Origin of the sequence: Kitasatospora sp. NPDC001261 (assembly GCF_042896795.1) — a bacterium.
In the GTDB taxonomy this organism is placed as follows: Bacteria; Actinomycetota; Actinomycetes; order Streptomycetales; family Streptomycetaceae; genus Kitasatospora.
Window position 1 is genome coordinate 15,103 of record NZ_JBIAXP010000003.1, and the last position, 15,102, is coordinate 30,204.

The following is a 15,102-nucleotide window of genomic DNA, read 5'->3' on the forward strand; positions in this document are numbered from 1 at the left end:
CCGGGGCTGGGTCGAGGCTATGCCGGGCGGTCGGGGCGCGCGCGTCGAGCGGCCGCGGGTGCCGGGCCTCCGTGCCCAGGGTCCGTGCGCCCGGCGTGGGCGCCCGGTGGTCAGGCGCCGCCCGGCAGGCTGCCGAGGACGGCGGCCACCTCGGTGCGCCGGGCGACCTCCAGCAGCGCGCGGGCCATCACCGTGCCGGGCTCCCGGGCGGCGGTCACCAGCCCGATCGGCGCGCTGTGCACCGGCTCCGCCAGCGGGACGGCCCGCATCCCGTGCGGCACGCCGAACACGTGCAGCCAGGCGTACGGCACGATGCTCGCCCAGTGGCCGGTGCGGACGTGGGCGAAGAGCGAGGCCACCGAGTCGGTCTCGACCCGGGGCGTGGCCTCGAGGCCGAGGCCCGCGAACACCTCGTCCAGCACCCGGCGGCCCTGCATGCCCGGGTGCAGCAGGCACAGCGGCAGCCGGGCGGCCTCCTCCCAGGTCGCCCGGGGGTGCCGGGCCAGCTCGTCGGCCGGACCGGTCAGCAGGACGTACCGCTCCTCGTAGAGCGGGAGCGCGCGCAGGTCGTCGGCGCCCGGTCCGGGCAGGTAGGTGATGCCCGCGTCGATCTCGAAGTTCCGCACCTGGCGCAGGAGTTCGTCGGATCGCAGGTCGGTGGACAGCTCCACGGCGGCCAGCGGGTGGGCGGCGCAGAACGGTCCGGTGAGCAGCGGGACGGCGCCCGAGGCGGTCGGCACCGAGCCGATCCGCAGCCGTCCGGCCAGGCCGGTGCGCAGCGCGTCCACCTCGTCCCGCAGGGCGTCCCGGTCGGCCAGGATGCGCTGCGCCCACAGCACGATCCGCTCGCCCTCGGGCGTCAGCCCCTCGTAGCTGCGCCCGCGCCGCACCAGCAGCACCTTCAGCTCGTCCTCCAGCTTGCGCAGGGCCTCGGAGAGCGCGGGCTGGGAGACGTGGCAGGCCTGGGCGGCGCGGGCGAAGTGGCGCTCGCGGGCGAGCGCGACGAGGTACTCCAGCTGGCGGAAGAGCATCTACCGGCCTTCCTCCCGGACGGCGGCCTCGGCGTCGGTTCGGACGTCCGGGCCGACGTCGATCCGGTCCGCGCGGGTGTAGACGTTCATCGACTCGCCGCGCAGGAAGCCGACCAGGGTCAGCCCGGTCTCCTCCGCGAGGTCCACGGCCAGCGAGGACGGCGCGGAGACCGCCGCGAGCAGCGGGACGCCCGCCATCACGGCCTTCTGCACCAGCTCGAAGGAGGCCCGGCCGCTGACCATCAGCACCGTGCCGCGGGCCGGCAGCAGCCCCTCGCGCAGGGCGTGGCCGACCACCTTGTCCACGGCGTTGTGCCGGCCCACGTCCTCGCGCAGGCAGAGCAGCCGCCCGTCGGCGTCGAACAGCCCGGCCGCGTGCAGGCCGCCGGTGCTGTCGAAGACCTTCTGGGCGGCGCGCAGCCGGTCCGGCAGCGCGGAGAGCAGCGCGGGGGTGACGCGCAGCCCGTCCTCGGCGACGCTCCACGGCGCGGTGGTGCGCACCGCGTCCAGGCTGGCCTTGCCGCACAGGCCGCAGGAGGAGGTGGTGTAGAAGTTGCGCTCCAGCGAGGCGTCGGGGGCGGGCACGCCGGGGGCGAGCTGGACGTCCACCACGTTGTAGGTGTTGCCGCCGTCTGCGGTCGCGCCGGCGCAGTAGCGGATGCCGGCCACCTGCCCGGCGGCGTGCACCACGCCCTCGCTGACCAGGAAGCCGGCCGCCAGGTCGAAGTCGCTGCCCGGGGTGCGCATGGTCACCGTCAGCGGGCGCCCGCCGACCCGGATCTCCATCGGCTCCTCGGCGGCCAGGGTGTCGGGACGGTACGAGGGCGCGCCCTGGCGCAGGCGCAGCACTCTGCGGGGTACGGTCACTCGGCCCATGGCGGTCGGCTCCTCGGTGGTGTGCTGGCGACGGACTGTACGGATGCATCCTCGCGCGTCGGCGGCTCAGGGTGCTCCCCGGCCGGCAGGTGGCGGCGGCTGTGGGCGGCGGTGACCGCCAGGCAGAGCAGGCCGACGGCCGCCATGCCCGCCAGCAGCGCCGGGTAGGAGGCGTGGCCGGCGGTGCCGGCGAGCAGCAGCGGGGTGAGGAAGCCGCTGGAGGTGGTGCTCTGGTAGAGCGAGGCGGAGGTCGGGCCGGAGGCGCGCGGGTCGGGGGCGTGCCGGGTGAGCCGCTCCACCTCGTGCAGCCCCGCGCCGAGCGTCAGCCCGTACCCGGTGCCGAGGACCACGGCGGCGGCCACCACCAGGCCCACCGAGTCGCGGGCGGCGGCGACGGCGCCGAGCAGCAGCCCGGCGATCACGGTGGCCATCGCGGTGAGGGTGGCCCGGGCGCTGTCCGCGTCGTCCAGCCGGGCGGCGAAGGGCTGGGCGACCACGCCGGTGGCCAGGGTCAGCGCCGCAACCAGGCCGCTGAACAGCGGGGCGTAGCCGGGCACCCGGTCGGCGACCAGCGGCGGCAGCACCACGTACGCCACGGTGGCGGCGCCGAGCACGGCCGGGCTGGCGGGCAGCACGACGTAGCGGAACCGGGGGTGGCGGACGGCCGCCGTGCGGTGCGGGGGCGTGCCGCGGCCCGGGGCGCTCTCCGGCCCGCCCGCCGCCCTGGCCCCTGCCCTGGCCTCCGGCTTCGTCTCCGGGAGCCCGCGGGTGGCCCGCAGCACCAGCAGGCAGCCCAGCGCGTGGGCGAGGGCGGGCAGCACCGTCGGGCCGGGCAGCCACTCGGCGAGCACCCCGGAGGCCAGCGCGCCCGCCGCGAAGCCCGTACCGGTGGCGTACATCGCCCGGCGGGCCGCCCGCTCGGGCGGGACGGCGGGCCCGGAGAGCTCGCGCAGCCAGGCCGTCCCGGCCAGGAAGACCAGCCCGGCCGCGAAGCCGGTGGCCAGCCGGGCGGCGTACACGGACGGCTCGTCCGGCAGCGCCAGCACGACACTGGCGGCGGCGGACAGTCCCAGCGCGCCGCGCACCGTCCGCCGCCGGCCGTACCGGTCGGCGGCGGGCCCGCCCAGCAGCAGCCCGGGCACCAGGCCGACCAGGTAGACCGAGAACATCGCGGCCAGCGAGAGCGCCGACCAGTCGGTGCGCGCCCGGTACACGGTGGCCAGCGCGGTGAACTGGTTGGCGCCCCAGGCGGCGACGGCGACGGCGGCGGCCGCCGGGAGCCAGCGGGCGGTGCGGGACGGGGGCATGCGCGCGCTCTGCTCGGTTTCTCTCGGGTGCTTTCCGGGGGCGGGAATTCGCTGGGAATTCGCGGTTCCCCGATTCCCGTCCAGTGTCCGGCAGGCCATCGTGGCACGTCAAAGAGGCAACACGACTGAACCGATAAGCCCCGCCTATCAACAGCCCCGCGGATATCCCGCCGATACCCCGCCGATATCCCGGCCCGTTTCCCCCGGAATTCCGACCGGAATTCGACCGTGCCGCGTCGCGCCGCCTCAGCCCGACTGCGGGCCCGCGTCGGCGCCCACCGACAGCACCACCGCGCTGGCCGCGCCGGCCGGGGTGTCGTAGTTCACCGTCTCCCCGGCGTGCCGCCCGAGCAGCGCCTTCCCGAGCGGGCTGTCGAAGGTCACCAGGGTGAGGTCCCGCTCCTCCGCGATCTCCGCGATCTCCGAGATCTCGACGGTCTCCTCCGTGCCGTCGTCGAACCGCACGTTCACCGTCGACCCCACCCCGACCACCCGCGCGGACGGCTCCCCGGCGACCTCGGCCTCCCGCAGCCGCGCCTCCAGCTCGACGATCCGCCGGTCCAGCCGCGCCACCTCCGACGCCCGCTGCAACTCGTCCGCCGCGTCCGCCCGGTCCCCCACCGGATCCACCCCGCGCAGCGTCGCGGCCACCTCCCCCCGCTCCACCCGCAGCTGCGCCAATTCCTCCCGCACCGCACGCAGACCCTCGGCACTGATCGGTTCCGGCCCACCGCTCATCCCAAGCTCCCGGGGCTGCTCGTCACACACTCGAACACCGGCCGTCTCCCATTACCCCACCACCCGCACCCCCGGGCAACTTCCGGGCCGGTCGACCACCCGGAGCGGGCCCCGCGGGGCCGTGGGTCAGCGGGTGAGCAGCCGGGCCGGGACGATCGGTTCGAGGAAGACGCTGGGTGTGCCGTGCCAGGACACGCTGAGGGCCTCGCGGGCGCGGGTGCACGCCACGAAGAGCAGGCTCAGCTCGCCGGTGAGGTCCTCCTGGTGCTGCAGCGGGTCGGTGTCCGCCGGGGTGATCGCGCTGCGCAGGGGCACCGTGCCGTCGCTGACGCCGACCACGGCGACGCAGCGGTACTCCAGGCCCTTCATCCGGTGCATGGTGCCGACCCGTATGCCGGGGGACGGCGCGTCGCCGAGCACGTGGGTCGGGATCCCGGCCTGCCCCAGGGCGTGGGCGGCCTCGCGGCCGAGCCGTCCGGTCCGTACGGCGACACCGATGTCCTCCGGGCTCACGCCCGAGGCGGTCCACTCCTCGACGCGGGCGACGAGGGCCCGGAACTCCTCGGCCCGGTCGGGATGGCCGGACACGTCGGGGTGGGCGCCGTGCAGGGTCGAGTGGTAGCCGGCCAGCGAGTCCTCCCCGCCGTCCATGTCGTCCGGGCGTTCGCCGGTGAGCAGGGACGCGGACCAGGTGAGGATCTCCTGTGTCGTCCGGTAGTTGATCCGGAGCCGGAAGGAGCGGCCGACCACCTGGATGCCGAGCGAGCGCAGCGAGACCTTGTTCCCGTAGATCCGCTGGTGCGGATCGCCGGAGAGGAACAGGTCGTCCGGGCCGGTGGCCACGAGCGCGCGCAGGAAGCGCCATTGGACGGGGTGCAGGTCCTGCGCCTCGTCGATCACCACGTGCCGGAACGGGCGGTCGCCCTGTTCGTCGAGCATCCGCGCGGCCCGCGCGCAGACCTGGAGGTACGTCAACTCCCCGGCCTTGCGCAGCTCCTCCTCGAACGCGGCCACCGCGTGCCACAGTTCGGTCCGCTCCGGCGTTCCGAGGGCCTTGCCCCGTCCGGTCCGCGGGGCCTTCAGGTACTGCTCCCGGCTCCCGATCGACTGGGCCAGTACGACCTGCCGCCACTCCTGGTCGAGGAACAGGTCGGTGAACCCGACGCCGAGCCGGCGGGCGACCCGTCCCCAGCGGGCCAGGATCGGGTGCTGCTGGAAGAGGACCTTCGACGGGGCGCCGCCGGGGGAGCGCCGCAGGACCTCGGCGGCCAGCGCGTCGACGGTGACCACCCGGACCTTCGCCCGGATCCGTCCGTCCGTCACGAGCAGGGCGAGGCAGCGCTCCAGCTCCGCGGCGAGGTCCTCGGAGGAGGTGGTCAGCAGAATCGATCCGTCAGGCGCGTCCGCCGGCAACCGGCGGGCCAGGTGGTAGGCCCGGTGCAGGGCCACCACCGTCTTCCCGGTGCCGGGGCCGCCGGTCACCCGGGCCGGCCCGCTGTACGACTCCCGGTAGGCGACCCGGTACTGGGCCGGGTGCAGGAAGATCCGCCAGGCGTCGAAGGGGCGTTCCAGGATCTCCAGCAGTTCGTCGGGCCCGGACACCAGGGCGACCCGGCCGCGCGCGCGGGCCATCGCCGAGACCAGCCCGTCGGCGGGCTGGTCGACGCTCGTGGGCGCGGCCGCCCGGGCGTACGCCCGGACGATCTCACGATCGATCTCGGCCGGCTCCATCCCGCTCGCGAGGCCGACCAGGACGTCGAACTGCTGCTCCGGCAGCACGCGGTGGAGCGCCTCCAGGTGGGCCTCGTCGGGGAGCAGCCGGATGATCGGCAGGATCTCCTCGTCGACGCCCAGGCTGCGCAGGACCTTGTCGGAGCGGTCGGCGAAGAGCCTGCGGGGTTCGTCGGCGGCCAGCGCCTTCAGCGACCGGGAGGCCCGTTCCAGTGCGACGTCGTTGCGGATCTCGACGCCCTGGGTGGCGGCGTTGACGGAGGCCCGGTGCTTGACCGCCCAGTCGTTGGCCTTGTCGTGCGGAAGGACCTTCAGCAGGAGGTAGCCGTCGCCCCGGTCGGCCTTGAGGACGACCCCGCGCCAGAAGTCGGTGATCCGGATGGTCCGGATCCGGGGGTCCCGCTGGTTGGTGAGCTTCTCCAGGTGCACGCCGGTGTGGGTGGCCTCGGTGAACTTCTCGAAGGTCTCGAAGACCCGCCGCTGCACCGGCTTCTCCAGCGCCGCGAACTCCATCAGGAAGTCCCGGTGCATGCCCAGCGTCGCCACCCCGGCCCCCTCGTGCCCGTGCCCGTCCGCCCGGGCCGTGCGTTTCACTGTACTGGCCCGGATGATCACTCACGCCGGGCCGCCCGACGGGTGGTCGGATCGAGGGTGGCGGTGATCACCTTCGGGGGTGGGGGTGGGGGGAAAGCGCAGGTCGGGGGCTCGGGTGGGGAGGGTGGGGGAGGGACCGGCGGTCGGGGCGCGGGCGGGCGAAGCTACCATGTGGGCAACACCCTCAGCTCGAAAGATGGACTTGTGACTGTCAACGACGACGTGTTCACGGACTGGAAGAACCGCGAGGAGATCGCGGAGTCGATGATCCCGATCATCGGGCGGCTGCACCGGGAGCGGGACGTCACCGTTCTGCTCCACAGCCGGTCCCTGGTGAACAAGTCGGTGGTCAGCATCCTCAAGACGCACCGCTTCGCCCGGCAGATAGCCGGCGAGGAGCTCTCGGTCACCGAGACGATGCCGTTCCTTGAGGCCCTGACCGCCCTGGACCTCGGCCCCTCGCAGATCGACCTCGGCATGCTCGCCGCGACGTACAAGGCGGACGACCGCGGCCTGTCGGTGGCGGAGTTCACCGCCCAGGCCGTCGTCGGCGCCACCGGTGAGAACAAGCTGGAGCGCCGGTCCGGGCAGGACGTCGTGCTGTACGGGTTCGGCCGCATCGGCCGGCTGGTCGCCCGGCTGCTGGTCGAGAAGGCCTCGGGCAACGGCCTGCGGCTGAAGGCGATCGTCGTCCGCAACAGCGGCGGCGACGACCTGGTCAAGCGCGCCTCGCTGCTGCGCCGTGACTCCATCCACGGCCAGTTCCAGGGCACGATCACCGTCGACGAGGCGAACAACAAGATCATCGCCAACGGCAACGAGATCACGGTGATCTACTCCGACGACCCGACCACGGTCGACTACACGGAGTACGGGATCAAGGACGCGATCCTGATCGACAACACCGGCCGCTGGCGCGACCGCGAGGGCCTGTCGAAGCACCTGCGCCCCGGTATCGCCAAGGTCGTGCTGACCGCGCCGGGCAAGGGCGACGTCCCGAACATCGTGCACGGCGTGAACCACGACACGATCAAGCCGGACGAGCAGATCCTGTCCTGCGCCTCGTGCACCACCAACGCCATCGTCCCGCCGCTGAAGGCGATGGAGGACGAGTACGGCGTGGTCCGCGGCCACGTGGAGACCGTCCACTCGTTCACCAACGACCAGAACCTGCTGGACAACTACCACAAGGCCGACCGCCGCGGCCGCTCGGCGCCGCTGAACATGGTGATCACCGAGACCGGTGCCGCCTCGGCTGTCGCCAAGGCCCTGCCGGACCTCCAGGCGAAGATCACCGGCAGCTCGATCCGCGTCCCGGTGCCGGACGTCTCCATCGCGATCCTCAACCTCCAGCTGAAGCGGGAGACCAACCGCGAGGACGTCCTGGAGTACCTGCGGAACGTCTCGCTGACCTCGCCGCTGAAGCGCCAGATCGACTTCACCGACTCGCCCGACGCCGTCTCCAGCGACTTCATCGGCTCGCGCCACGCCTCGATCGTGGACGCCGGCGCGACCAAGGTCGAGGGCGACAACGCGATCCTCTACCTGTGGTACGACAACGAGTTCGGCTACTCGTGCCAGGTGATCCGGGTCGTCCAGTACATCTCGGGCGTCGAGTACCCGACCTACCCGGTTCCGGCGGTCTGATCCACCGGTAGGGCAGGACGACGGAGCATGACGGCGGGGCGGTGACCGACAGGTCGCCGCCCCGTCGGCGTTCGCGGGCGGGGCGGTCGCTATCTTGAGGGATCACTGACAGGACTGGGGAGGGTGATCGGGATGGGTGGTCGGCGGGTGCTCGCCGCGGTGGCGGCGGCCGGGGTGCTGACGGGCGTGCTGACGGGGTGCTCCTCCGGGGGGTCTTCGAAGGCCGCGGGCGGGGCGGCCGCGGGTTCGACCGCGGCTCCGGCCGCGTCGAGTCCGGCCACGACGGGAGCGGTGACCGGTACGGCGGGGGCGTCCGCGTCCGCGCCGGCGGCCGCCGACACCCCCGGGGCGGCTTCGGCGCCGGCCTCCGCACCGGCCCCGGCCGCTGCCGAGGCCCCGCACGCGGACCTGGAGGCGGCGCTGCTGGACGACAAGGTGGTCGGCCAGGTGCTGCCGGACGCCAAGGCGATGACCGGGTGGGAGGAGGAGAAGCGGAAGGTCGACACCGCCGACCACCAGGTCACCTGTGCCGGTGCCGCCGCGGCCTCCTGCGCGGGCAAGCCGCTGAGCGGGTCGGTCCGGTTCTCCTCGGGCGACGTGGTCGTCCGCTTCCTGGTGGACACCCTGCCCAGCCGGGACGCGGCGGCGCAGCGGCTGAAGGAGAACTACGCCTCGTACTCCGCCGGGCCGTTCAAGAAGGTCGACACCCCGGCGCTGGGCAGCGAGAGCCAGGCCTTCCAGGGGCCGCTGGCCGAGGGCGAGGGCGTCGGCATCGTGGTGCGCTCGGGCACCGTGGTGGCGAGCGTCACCAGCGAGGGCGGTCCGGTGGACGTGCCCGCGACGCGGAGGTTCGCGGTGATGCTGGTGAACCGGATCGAGCAGGCGCAGGCCGGGAAGACGCCGGACGCCGGGCTCGGCGCGGCCTGACGGAACCCCCTCGCCGGGCGGGCAGGGCGCTGGGCTGGGCAAACGGATGTCAGTCGACCGTGATATGTACTTTTCCCGTGGCCGCTGTGCGGTCGTGCGAAAGATGCCGATGACGTTCGAGGGGGCCAGACATGCCGCTGTTCCGACGCCGCTCCGGCGGGGAGGGCGCGGAGGACCGGGCCGAGCGGCGCGGGTTCGGGTTCGGGTTCGGGTTCGGCCGCCGGGGAGCCGGAGCGCCCGCGCCGGCTGGCGGCGGCGAGCCGCGGCTCGACCCGGCGTACGGGGACGAGTCGCTGCGCCTGATGCTCCGGCAGGCCTCCGCCGGGGACTGGGCCGCGCTGCGCCCCGCGCTGGCCGCCGCCCAGGGCGAGGAGCTGACCTTCCTCGTCGGGGCGATATCCGACGTGCCCCGGGTCGAGCAGTGGACGTCCCGCGCGCTGGCCGACGCCCCGGACGACGCGCTGCTGCTGTTGCTGTCCGGCGCCCGGCAGATCGCCTGGGGCTGGGAGGCCCGGACGGGCGCCCGGGCCAAGGACGTCACCGAGGAGCGCTGGAAGGCGTTCCACGAGCGGCTGGACACCGCCGAGGAGCAGCTGCTGGAGGTCGCCGAGAGCGAGCCGTCCTGGCACGCCCCCTGGCGGTTCCTGCAGACCAGCGCCCTCGGGGCCTCGCTCGGCCCGGAGGTCGCCACCTGCCGCTTCGAGGCCGCGGTGCGCCGGGCGCCGGGGAGCTCCGCCTCGCACTGGGTCAGGCTTCAGCAGCTGAGCGCCAAGTGGGGCGGTTCGCACGAGGAGATGCACGCGTTCGCCCGCTCGACGATGCTCGCCGCCCCGGAGGGCAGCCACCTCGGCGAGCTGGTCGCGGTCGCGCACCTGGAGCACTGGCTGGCCCTCCCGGACGGCGAGGACCGCGCCTACCTGACCAGTCCGGCCGTGGTGGCCGGGCTGCAGGAGGCGGCCTTCCGGTCCGTCCTGCACCCGGCCTTCGAGCCGGCGCGCGGCTGGCAGGGCTCCTTCAACACCTTCGCGATGGCCTTCTCCCTCGCCGACCAGCCCAAGACCGCGCGCCTGCTGTTCGAGGCGCTGGACGGCCTCGTGACCAAGGCGCCCTGGCACTACCTGTCGGGCGATCCGGTCAAGGCCTTCCGCGCCCACCGCGACCGCTGCACCTCGTACTGGCGCTGACGCGCACCCGGCGCCGAGTCGTACGGGCGCCGCCGCCGACCCGCATCCCACCACCGTCATCCACCCCGCGATCGAAAGAGCCTCCGGTGTCCCCTACCGACAACCCGACGAGTGCGCACACCTTCCAGGTGGACCTGCGCGGCCTGGTGGACCTGCTCTCCCACCACCTCTACTCCAGCCCGCGGGTCTACCTGCGCGAGCTGCTGCAGAACGCCGTGGACGCGATCTCCGCCCGCCGCGCCCTCGACCCCGGGGCGCCGGCCAGGATCACCGTCCGGGCCGACGACGAGCTGTCCGTCACCGACACCGGCATCGGCCTGACCGAGCAGGACGTCCACACCTTCCTCGCCACCATCGGCCGCAGCTCCAAGCGCGACGCCGACGGCCGGCTCGACGGCGCCGGGCTGGCCCGGGCCCGCGGCGACTTCATCGGCCAGTTCGGCATCGGCCTGCTCGCCTGCTTCGTCGTCGCCGACGAGATCACCGTGGTCACCCGCTCCGCCGCCACCCCGGACGCCCCGGCGATCGAGTGGCGCGGCAGCTCCGACGGCAGCTACACCATCCGCACCCTGCCCGCCTCGGCCAAGCCCGAGCCGGGCACCACCGTCACGCTGGTCCCGCGCGCCGACGCCGCCGAGTGGACCCGCGCCGGCCGGGTCCTCGCCCTCGCCCGGGACTTCGGCAGCCTGCTGCGCCACGACGTCACGGTGGTCGACGGCAACGGAACCGAGCACCGGGTCAACCGCACCCCGCCGTGGGCCGAGCGCCACGCCTCCCCGCTGGCCAGGCGCGACGCGCTCGCCGAGTACTGCCGCGCCGCCTTCGACTTCACCCCGCTCGACACCATCGAGCTGGACCTGCCGCTGGTCGGCCTGCGCGGCGTCGCGTACGTCCTGCCGGACGCCGCCCCGCCCTCGCGCCGCAACGGCCACCGGGTGCACCTCAAGGGCATGCTGCTCTCCGACCAGGCCGACGAACTGCTGCCGGACTGGGCGTTCTTCGTCCGCTGCGTGGTCGACACCGACGGGCTGCGCCCCACGGCCTCCCGCGAGGGCCTGTACGCGGACGAGACGCTGGCCGCCGTGCGGGACGCGCTCGGCGCCCGGATCCGCGACTGGCTGACCGGCCTGTCCGCGAGCGACCCGGCGCTGCTGCACCGCTTCCTGTCCGTCCACCACCTGGCCGTCAAGGAACTCGCCCGCTACGACGACGAGTTGCTGCGGATGATGCTGCCGTGGCTGCCGTTCGAGACCACCGACGGCAACGTCACCCTGGACGAGTTCGCCCGCAGCCACCCGGCGGTGCTGGTGACCAGGACGGTCGAGGAGTTCCGCCAGGTCGCTCCGATCGCCGGCGCCGCCGGGCTCGGCGTGGTCAACGGCGGCTACACCTACGACCACGACCTGGTGCACCGGCTGCCCGAGATCCGCCCCGGCGTCTCCGTCTCCGACCTCGACCCGGGCACCGTCACCGCGCACCTGGACACCGTCGACCCGGCCGCCGAGCTGGCCGCCAACGCCTTCCTGGCGATCGCCCGCGAGGTGGTCGGCCGGTTCGACTGCGACGTCGCGCTGCGCAGCTTCCACCCCACCAACGCGCCGGCCCTGCTGCTCGACAACCGGGAGGCCCGGCACGAGCGCACCCGGGCCCAACTCGCCGACGAGGCCGACGGGTTGTGGGCGGACATCCTCGGCTCGCTGCGCGCCGAGGCGCCCCGCGCCCAGCTGGTGCTCAACCACCTCAACCCGCTGGTGCGCCGCGCCGCCACCGTCACCAGCCGCGAGCTGGCCGTCACCGCCGTCGAGGCGCTGTACGGGCAGGCCGTGCTGATGACCCGCCGCCCGCTCAAGGCCAGCGAGTCCGCGCTGCTCAACCGCTCGTTCATCAGCCTGCTCGACCACGCCATGCTCGGCCACGAGGCCGGCGGGGCGGGCGGGTCGAACGGGTCGAACGAGGCGGGCGGGGCGGCGTGATGCTGGACACCCCCGACGCGGTGATGGCCGCGCTGCGCGAGAACGACGCCCGCCCGTACGGCCGGACCAGGACCGTCACCGCCGAGGAACTCGTCGACGCCGCCGAGCAGTTCGACGACACCGGCGTCCTCTCGATGGCCCTGCTGGAACTGATGGAGGCCTACGAGTACGACGGCGAGCGCGGCAAGGGCCCGGTCGTCTTCGCCCGCGTCCTCAGGCTCTGGGACACCGACCCGGACGGCTTCGGCGAGTGGGCCCGGCAGCAGGTGCTCTGGCGCTTCAAGTGGGTCGCCGACGCGCTCAAGGACAACCCGGACGTCCCGCTCGCGGCGGTGCGGCGCTGGCACACCGAGCTGCGCGACCGCTACCGCGCGGCCGGCCAGGACCTCCAGCCGTACTACGCCCAGCGCTACCACCTGGCCGCGCACACCGGTATCGACGTGCAGGACGCCTACGAGCTGTGGGCGGCCCGCCCGCGCGCCGAGCTGAGCGACTGCCACGCCTGCGAGACCCGCGCCCGCGCCCGGCACCACCTCGCCGCCGGGGACGACGCCCGGGCCCTGGAGGCGCTCGCCCCGGTGCTGGACGGCCGGAGCGGCTGCGAGCAGGAGCCCCACCTCAGCCAGGCCACGGCGCTGCTCGCGCAGCTGCGCCAGGGCCGGTCGGACGAGGCCCGCTCGGGCCACCTCGCCGGCTACCGCCACGCCCGCGGCAAGGCCTCGATGCTGAGCGCCGTCGGCCTGCACATCGAGTTCTGCGCGCTGTCCGGCAACGAGCCGCGCGGCCTGGAGCTGCTCGCCGAGAACCGCGCCCTGTTCGCGGTCACCGGCGACCCGGCCGCCCGGCTGGACTTCCTGACCGGAGCCGAGGTGCTGGTCGCCCGGCTCGCCCGGGCCGGCCACGGCGAGCTGGCGGTCAGCGGCCCGGCCGGCACCGCCTGGACGGTGGACTCCCTGCTCGCCCACCTGCGCGCCGAGGGCGACGCGCTGGCCGGCCGCTTCGACGCCCGCAACGGCACCGACGCGGTCGGCGCCGGGCGGCGCGCCCGGCTGGCCGTGGAGCCGCTGCTCGCCGAACCGCTGGCACTGGGCGTGCGGGCCGCCGCCGCTTCCGGGCTGTCGGCCGCCCCGGCGGCCGCGCCCGCGCCGCGCCGGACGGTCGAGGCGGAGCCGGAGGACTTCACCGCCCTGGTGCTGCGGGCCCGCGAGCTGGAGGTGCTCGGCCACCCGGACGCCGACCGGCTGTGGAAGCGGGTCGCCGAGCGCGCGGAGGCCGCGGACTTCGTCCACCCGGAGAGCGCCGAGCTGGGCGGCCCCGAGCGGCTGCGCGCCGAACTCGCCGAGCAGCGGGCCCACGAGGCGCTCCAGCGGGACGCGTGCGAGGAGGGCAAGGCCGGGCTGCTGGCCGCCGCCGAGCTGTTCGAGCAGGCGGGGCTGGCCGGGTCGGCGCTGATGTGCCGGGCCCGGACGCTGATCGCGGACCTCGACGAGGGCGACGAGGGCGACGAGGGCGCCGAGGGCGCCGAGGCCGAGGGCGCTGCGGACGGCGAGGGCGCCGGGCGCGGCGGCCGGCGGGCCGACTGGGCGGCGCTCGACGCGGCGCTGGCCCGGGCCGAGGAGCTGCGCGCCGGCGGCGAACTGACCGACGACGACTACCTGATCGTGCTGCAGACCCGCGCCTACGCCGCCCACCACGACCTCTCCGAGGCGCTGCCCGAGCCCGCCGCCGAGGTGACCGGGCGCTTCGAGGCGGCGGTCGGCGGCTACCGGCGGGCCGCCGTGGAGCTCGGCTCCGAGCGGCGGGCCGCCACCTCCCGGCAGTACACCGCGGACATCGCCGCCCGGCAGGGCCGGCTGGCCGAGGCGGAGGCCGAACTGCGCGAGGTGCTGGCCCAGTTGGACGCGGCCGAGCTGCCCTGGCACACCCCGCGGGTGCTCGGCCTGCTGGGCCAGGTGCTGCTGCAGGGCCACGAGGCGGGCCAGGCGGTCGAGGTCTTCCACCGGGCGCTGGCCGAGGCCGTGCGCTGGGGCGACGACTCCTACCCGTACGCGCCGACGTACATGATGCTCGGCCACTCCTGCCTCCAGGTGGGCGACCTCGGCGGCGCGGTCCGCGCGCTGTCGGAGGCGGCCGCGCGCTACGACCGCAAGGGCGCCGAGGCGGTCGAGGAGGCCGCCCGGGTGCGCCTGCAACTGGCCGACGTGCTGCGTGACACCGGCCGGGCGGCGGACGCGGTGGCCGTCCTGGAGTCGGTGCTGCTGGACGCGTCGGCGGCGCGGCTGGACGTCCGGATGCTCGCCCAGGGCCGGCTGGACCTCGCCCGGGGCCTGTCCGACCTGGAGGAGCACCGGGACGCCGCCGAGGAGTACCTGCGGCTGGCCGACCTGGTGGCCGGGTGGGAGGACCAGGAGACCCACACCATGGTCGCCTGTGAGGCCACCCTGGCGCTCGCCCGGGCCGAGCGCTGGGACGCCGCCGAGGCGGCGCTGGCCCGCGCCCGGGAGGCGCACGGCAAGGCCCCGCAGGTGGACCAGCTGGCCGCCACCCTGCGGGAGCTGGCCCGGCTGACGACGCGGGAGAAGGGCGAGGAGGGGCTGGCGGCGGCGCTCGCCCTGCTGGCCGAGGCGGACGCGGTCGGCGAGGCGGCCGAGCGGTCCGGCGAGGAGTACAACTCCTGGTACCTGCGCGGCGGTTCGCACTACGAGCGGGCGCGTTCGCTGGCCGTCGCCGGGCGGCACGAGGAGGCGCTGGCCGAGGTCGAACGGGCCATCGCGGAGTACGAGGCGGGCGGGGTGCGGGCCGAGTCCCCGCGGGCGGAGGCCGTCCGGCTGGCCGCGCTGATCGAGGGCAGTGACCTGGGGCGCACCGACGCGGCGGTGGCCCGGCTGGCCGCCGGCATCGCGCGCTGCGAGGCGGCCGGGCTGCCGGAGGCGGCGGAGGTGCTGGCGGAGCTGCGGGAGCGGTTCGCGAACTGACCGGCGGGGGGGGGGGGGGGGTGGCGCCCCGCCCCCCCCCCCCGGGGGGCGGGCCCCCCGCCCCCCCCGCCCCCCGCCGCCCCCGCCCCCCCCCCCCCCCCACGGGGCGGGCCCCCCCA

10 protein-coding genes are annotated in these 15,102 nt (G+C 75.1%); 5 read left to right on the plus strand and 5 right to left on the minus strand.

The genetic code is table 11. The features are described from left to right. Positions 1–110 precede the first annotated feature (110 nt). The 5 genes from ACFY4B_RS05115 to ACFY4B_RS05135 form a co-directional block, all read right to left on the minus strand. A complete protein-coding gene (locus ACFY4B_RS05115) occupies positions 111–1,031 on the minus strand; it encodes a LysR family transcriptional regulator (protein WP_387966521.1) in 921 nt (306 codons plus the stop codon). Further along, positions 1,032–1,907, minus strand: a complete 876-nt coding sequence (gene fdhD / locus ACFY4B_RS05120) for a formate dehydrogenase accessory sulfurtransferase FdhD (protein ID WP_049657281.1) — start codon at positions 1,905–1,907, stop codon at positions 1,032–1,034. It lies immediately after the preceding gene. After that, complete coding sequence (locus ACFY4B_RS05125) at positions 1,895–3,214, minus strand: MFS transporter (RefSeq protein ID WP_387966522.1); 1,320 nt, start codon at positions 3,212–3,214, stop codon at positions 1,895–1,897. Before ACFY4B_RS05125 ends, fdhD begins: the two co-directional genes overlap by 13 nt. 246 nt (positions 3,215–3,460) lie before the next feature. Continuing rightward, positions 3,461–3,952 carry a GreA/GreB family elongation factor gene (locus ACFY4B_RS05130; RefSeq protein WP_387966523.1) on the minus strand — a complete coding sequence of 164 codons (492 nt, stop codon included), beginning with the start codon at positions 3,950–3,952 and terminating at the stop codon, positions 3,461–3,463. 126 nt (positions 3,953–4,078) lie between these two features. Continuing rightward, the gene (locus ACFY4B_RS05135; protein ID WP_387966737.1) at positions 4,079–6,214 is read right to left on the minus strand and encodes a UvrD-helicase domain-containing protein; all 2,136 of its coding nucleotides are present in this window, start codon (positions 6,212–6,214) and stop codon (positions 4,079–4,081) included. Positions 6,215–6,481: 267 nt separating this feature from the next. On the opposite strand from ACFY4B_RS05135, the gene ACFY4B_RS05140 reads away from it, so the two are divergent. The 5 genes from ACFY4B_RS05140 (at position 6,482) to ACFY4B_RS05160 (ending at position 14,983) form a co-directional block, all read left to right on the plus strand. After that, positions 6,482–7,924 carry a glyceraldehyde-3-phosphate dehydrogenase gene (locus tag ACFY4B_RS05140; protein ID WP_049660894.1) on the plus strand — a complete coding sequence of 481 codons (1,443 nt, stop codon included), beginning with the start codon at positions 6,482–6,484 and terminating at the stop codon, positions 7,922–7,924. Positions 7,925–8,056: 132 nt separating this feature from the next. After that, the gene (locus tag ACFY4B_RS05145) at positions 8,057–8,851 is read left to right on the plus strand and encodes a hypothetical protein (RefSeq protein WP_387966525.1); all 795 of its coding nucleotides are present in this window, start codon (positions 8,057–8,059) and stop codon (positions 8,849–8,851) included. A gap of 131 nt (positions 8,852–8,982) precedes the next feature. Next, positions 8,983–10,035, plus strand: a complete 1,053-nt coding sequence (locus ACFY4B_RS05150; RefSeq protein WP_387966526.1) for a hypothetical protein — start codon at positions 8,983–8,985, stop codon at positions 10,033–10,035. Between the two features lie 86 nt (positions 10,036–10,121). Next, positions 10,122–12,008, plus strand: coding sequence for an HSP90 family protein (locus ACFY4B_RS05155; RefSeq protein ID WP_387966527.1), 1,887 nt, complete (start codon positions 10,122–10,124; stop codon positions 12,006–12,008). Continuing rightward, the gene (locus ACFY4B_RS05160) at positions 12,008–14,983 is read left to right on the plus strand and encodes a hypothetical protein (protein ID WP_387966528.1); all 2,976 of its coding nucleotides are present in this window, start codon (positions 12,008–12,010) and stop codon (positions 14,981–14,983) included. The genes ACFY4B_RS05155 and ACFY4B_RS05160 overlap by 1 nt, the downstream gene beginning before the upstream one ends. Positions 14,984–15,102 lie beyond the last annotated feature (119 nt).